General features: G+C 62.7%; 4 protein-coding genes. All 4 read right to left on the reverse strand.

The genetic code is table 11. The features are described from left to right. Window positions 1-252: 252 nt before the first annotated feature. Genes QZ302_RS08545 through QZ302_RS08560 form a run of 4 tightly spaced genes read right to left on the reverse strand, consistent with a single transcriptional unit; the run spans window position 253 to window position 4291 of the window. The gene (locus tag QZ302_RS08545; protein ID WP_294594472.1) at window positions 253-1269 is read right to left on the reverse strand and encodes an NAD-dependent epimerase; all 1017 of its coding nucleotides are present in this window, start codon (window positions 1267-1269) and stop codon (window positions 253-255) included. After that, a complete protein-coding gene (locus QZ302_RS08550; protein WP_294594474.1) occupies window positions 1266-2891 on the reverse strand; it encodes a glycosyltransferase family 39 protein in 1626 nt (541 codons plus the stop codon). The genes QZ302_RS08545 and QZ302_RS08550 overlap by 4 nt, the downstream gene beginning before the upstream one ends. Continuing rightward, a complete protein-coding gene (locus QZ302_RS08555; protein WP_294594476.1) occupies window positions 2867-3550 on the reverse strand; it encodes a lipid-A-disaccharide synthase N-terminal domain-containing protein in 684 nt (227 codons plus the stop codon). The genes QZ302_RS08550 and QZ302_RS08555 overlap by 25 nt, the downstream gene beginning before the upstream one ends. A 3-nt stretch (window positions 3551-3553) precedes the next feature. After that, complete coding sequence (locus tag QZ302_RS08560) at window positions 3554-4291, reverse strand: glycosyltransferase (protein ID WP_294594478.1); 738 nt, start codon at window positions 4289-4291, stop codon at window positions 3554-3556. Between the last annotated feature and the right edge of the window lie 740 nt (window positions 4292-5031).

Raw genomic sequence — 5031 nt, forward strand, 5'->3', positions numbered from 1 at the left:
CACAACGCGCCCTCGCCGCTGCCGCGGTAGCCCGGGGCGGGGTACCAGGCGAGCGGGGTTCCCGCGCCCGAGGTGCTTACCTTGTAGAGACGACCGTTGGTGGCTTTGTAGTTCCCTGCGCCGTATTTTTCGCCGGCTACGCCGTCCGAATAGTACGGGAAGGTACCGGTCAAAGGCTGATCGAGGTCGGTCGCCCGCGTAAAGTCAGACCAAGTCCAGACACGAGGGTGAAATCTTTGTAGAATCTTATCGTTACAGGCCGTGATATTGCCGGTACCAGGCGCAGAACCGGTCGATTCCTTCCTGCAACGGGGTCGAGGGACGATATCCGAAATCACGTTCCAGGGCGGTCGTGTCGGCATAGGTGCGTACGACGTCGCCCGGCTGCATCTCGGTGAACTCTTTCATGGCTTCGCGCCCTGCCGACCGCTCGATCGCGCCGATAAAATCCATCAAGGGAACTGGTGCACTGTTGCCGATGTTGTAGACGGCTGTCCGCACGCCGTGGCGGTTCGCGGCGGGCGGCTGCGAGACGACGGCGCAGACGCCGGTCACGATGTCGTCGATGTAGGTGAAGTCGCGCTCCATCCGGCCGTGGTTGAAGACGCGGATCGGACGGCCTTCGGTGATGGCGCTCAGAAAGAGCCACGGGGACATGTCGGGGCGTCCCCAAGGGCCGTAGACGGTGAAAAAACGGAGGCCGGTGGCGGGAATCCCATAGAGTTTCGAGTAGGCGTGGGCCATCAGCTCATTCGACTTTTTGGTCGCGGCGTAGAGGCTCACGGGGCGGTCGGTCATGTCGCTCTCGGCGTAGGGAACCTGCTCGTTCAGCCCGTAGATGCTGCTGGAGCTGGCGTAGACCAGATGGGTTACCGGAAAGTGACGGCAGGCTTCGAGAATATTCAGAAAACCGACGACGTTGCTCTGAATGTAGGCGTACGGATTCTCGATCGAGTACCGCACGCCGGCCTGTGCGGCGAGGTGGATCACGGCGTCGAAACGCTCGGTCTCGAAGAGGCGGTCGATAAAGGTTTTGTCGGTCAGATCGGCCCGGACGAAACGGTAGCTGTTCAGGGTGTCGCTGGTGGCGAAGTGGCGGTCGGCGGGTGCGGAGGCGATACCTGAGGCGGCCAGACGGGCGTGTTTCAGCTCGACGGCGTAGTAGTCGTTCAGGTTGTCGAGTCCGACGACCTGGTCGCCTCGCTCGCAGAGGCGGTGGATGGTGTGGAAGCCGATGAAGCCGGCGGCACCGGTTACTAATATCTTCATGGTTGATCCGTTGTTTCGGCCCGGTCGAACACGCCGAATGCGTAGTTGCCCACGCGGTGGACTTCCCGGCCCGAAAATGCGCGGGTCAGGGCTTCGTCGTAGCCGATCCGGGAGCGGTAGGTGATGACGATGCCGTGTTGCAAGGTGTCGAGCGTTTCGGCGGAAAGACCTTCGGCGGGAAGGCCTAAGTAGGCGTCGATGTTTTCGGCGCGGCTGATGCCGTAGGTGTAGTAGCGGTCGATCCCGGCGGCGTCGCCGACGGTTCTGGCGGCGCCGCAGACGTCGCCCATCCCGATGTAGCTGTTGAACCGGGGCAGGGCGAACGAGAGGACGAAAAGGGTGGCGAGGATGCCGCTGCCGAGCAGGGTGATGGCGGGGTAGAGTCGTCCGCGCCATAGCCGGACGAGGCTCCACACGGCGGCAACGGACAAAATGGCGGTACCGATGGGTACGAAGAGGGATTCACGGATGGGCAGTGTGGGGGCGAGGTAGCAGACGATGAACCAGGCGGGAAAAGCGAGAGCCAGTACGGCTGCTGGAATCCCGATGAGCCAGCGCATCCAGCCGCGGGTACCTTCGCGGGCGCTCCACAGGAGGGCGAGGTAGATAAAGAAGGGAAAGGCGGGCAGCAGGTAGATCTGGATCTTGGAGCTGACGAGCGAGAGGACGCCGAAGGTGGAGAGGGCGACGACGAGGAAGAAGCGTTCCAGATCGGTCGCGGCGGTCTGCCGCCAACGGCAAAGGCCCCACGCGAGAACGCCGATGGCGAAGAGCGACCACGGGGCGAGGGAGTACCAGATCGAAACGGCGTAGTACCATACGGGCGCTTTGTGGTGGAAGGCGTCGACGGCGCGGCCGGCGGTCTGTTTCACCAGCAGGTTGTCCAAATAGGCGGTGCCGCCTTCGAGGTACACGGCGCCGAACCAAAGCAGGCAGAGGCCGAGCAGAATGCCCCAGGTCTGCCAGCCCCAGTAGTGTCCGATGGCTCGCCAGTCGCGGCGAATCGCCAGAAAGAGGATGACGCTTACCAAGGGGACGAGTATCCCGACGGGCCCTTTGGAGAAGATGGCGAGGAATACCCAGACCGGAAACAGCCATCGGTCGCGGCGCAGGTGACTTTCGCTGTCTGAGGCGCCGCTGTACAGCCGCCAGAAAGTGTGCAAGGCGAGGATGATGAAGAGGCACATGAGCATGTCCATCCGCAGAATGACGGCGGCGCCGAGGAAGTAGACGCTGGTGAAGAGCATCAGTTGTCCGGCGAGCCGGGCCCGGGGATCGATGACGAAGGGGCGCACCCAACGGTTCATCGTGCGGAGTATCAGCAGAGCGGGGATGGCCGAAAAGAGGCTCATGAAGCTCATCAGGGCGCTGAGGTTGTGCCCGAAGAGTGTCCGCCCGAGCATCAGCATCCAGAGGAAAAGCGGCGGTTTGTCGGCATAGGCTGTGCCGTGGTTGTAGAAGGTGAAGAGGTGGCCGTCGCGGATGGCTTCGTCGGCGATGCTCAGATAGCGGAGTTCGTTGTTCCGGGTGAGGTCGCGGAAGAGAAAGAGGGGGAGGACGGCGAGGAAAAGAAGCAGGTAGCGGCTCCAGTCGGTGCCTATCGTGTCGAGGTGTTTTCGCATGGTCGGTCGTTGCTGTCGGAGGCTGTGGCCTGAGCGGTGCGTTGTTTGTTGAAGATGATGATGTTACGGGTGTAGACGAAGGCGCCGGTGAGGTGCCCGAGGATGAGGGGGTACATGTCGCCGCGAATCAAGGCGTAGGCGATGATGATGGTGGAGCCGGTGAGGCTGATGAGCCAGAAGCCGAGCGGGAGGATCGATTCGCCGCGCTGTCGGGAGTACCACCATTGGTAGACGAAGCGGAGGGTGAAGATGATTTGTCCGCCGGTGCCGAGGGCGATGAGCCAGCCGGGGAGGTCGCTCTCGATGAAGAGGTGGGCGAGGAAGTCGCTCCAGTTCAGGGCGATCCACAGGATGCCGGCCAGCGGCAGGGCGAAGATCGTCCAGCGGATCGGGGGCCAGAGGGTTTTCCAGGCTCGACGGGCGTTGAGGTTCCAGATGTAGATGTAGTAGGTGACGAATTGCCCGAGGATGATGGAGAAGTCGTTCCGAAGCCAGCCGTAGAGGCAAAAAATGCAGGCGGCGACGAGGCTGATCTGCCAGAAGATGGTGGGCGAGAGGACGCGCCGGGCGCGTTCGCTCAGGATCCACTGGACGAAAAACCGGGCCGAGAAGAGCAGCTGGGCCAGGTAACCTAAACTGTCGATGGCGAGCGGGTGCATGGGTTACAGGTTGGTCTCTCCGGTGCGGTAGTCGATGTAGCGTTTGCGCATCCACCGGTAGGCGAAGCAGTCCATGAAGGGGCCGGCGAGCCGGTTCCAGAGGTGGTATTTGGACTGGCCGGCGACGCGGGGGAAGTGCCTTACGGGCACTTGCTTCACGCGTGCGCCCTGGAGTTGAATCAGGGCGGGCAGAAACCGGTGCATGCCGGTGAAGAAGGGGATTCGCTTGGCGTAGTCGGTACGCAGGACTTTCAAGGGGCAGCCGGTGTCTTCGACGCCGTCGTGGGTCATCATCCGACGGAAACCGTTGGCGATCCGGGAGGACATGTTTTTCACGAAGGAGTCTTTCCGGCCGGTGCGGATACCCATAGCCATCTCATATTCGCCCATATGGGGCAGCAGGAGGTCGAAGTCTTCGGGGGCGGTCTGAAGGTCGGCGTCCATGTAGCCGACGTATTCGGAGTAGGTGGCGTCGATGCCGGCTTTCATGGCGGCGCTCAGGCCGCTGTTCCGGGCGAGGTCGAGCCAGTAGAAGTGGGGGTTGCGTCCGCAGATTTCGCGCAGCCGTTCGCCGGAGCGGTCTTTCGAGCCGTCGTTCACGAAAAGCGCGCAGGCGGGCTGCCCTCCTGCTGTGGTTGCGGGCAGGTAGGCCCGCAACCGTTCTTCGAGGGTATATATGTTGTCTTCTTCGTTGTAGACGGGTACGATGATGGTGAACCGGTAGTCGGCCGTTTTATTCATGGGATAAGGGGTGTATTTCGCTGGCAAAGGTAACATTTTCCGGCGATTCCTCGCGGTGTGGGGGCTTTGTCTCGGGGCGGGGCTGTCTGGTGCGGGCGGCGCCGCTGTCTGTTGGGTTCGGGCCGCGCGCTCGGGGGGCGGCCCGAAGGCCCAGCGCGCAGGCCAGGCGGCTCAAAGAGCCGCAAGAGCATGGCCAACAGTTCGTCTCGATTCTGCTGGGTTCGGCCTGTCGCCCATCCCCCCCCGAAGCCGCTGCGGCTTGGGCGACAAGGCCGACGGCTCTGCGAGTCGCAAAAGCACAGCCCAACCCACAGCCCCATGCTCGACCCAACGCGGCGGGAAAACCGATTACGGTTTTCCCGCCCGAAAGACAATCGCAGCCCAAAGCTCGTCCCTGTTCTCCGCCCCGTGTCCGCCTCACTGCGGCTCCGCTTTCGCTCCGCCGCGTTTGCCGTCGCCCGCGGCAATTCTTGCCGGATTGGCCAAGCGCCAACCGGCAGAATATGCCCTCTTAGGCGGGCGGGCGACGGATTTTTTGCGTTGTTCTTTTTTCGCGCGCCTGCGCGATTCAACTATTTCGGCTCACTGCCGAAATAGCTGAATCGCTCCTTTAGGCGGGGCGCGCGGCTGTCCCACAAGAGGGGACTGCGCTCGGGCCGCGCGGGCCCCACGTCCCGTGGACGGGCGAAACTACGTTTCGCTATGGCCGCCTCCGCCCACCCCATGCATAACAACACACC

Origin of the sequence: uncultured Rikenella sp. (genome assembly GCF_910579375.1) — a bacterium.
Lineage (GTDB): Bacteria > Bacteroidota > Bacteroidia > Bacteroidales > Rikenellaceae > Rikenella.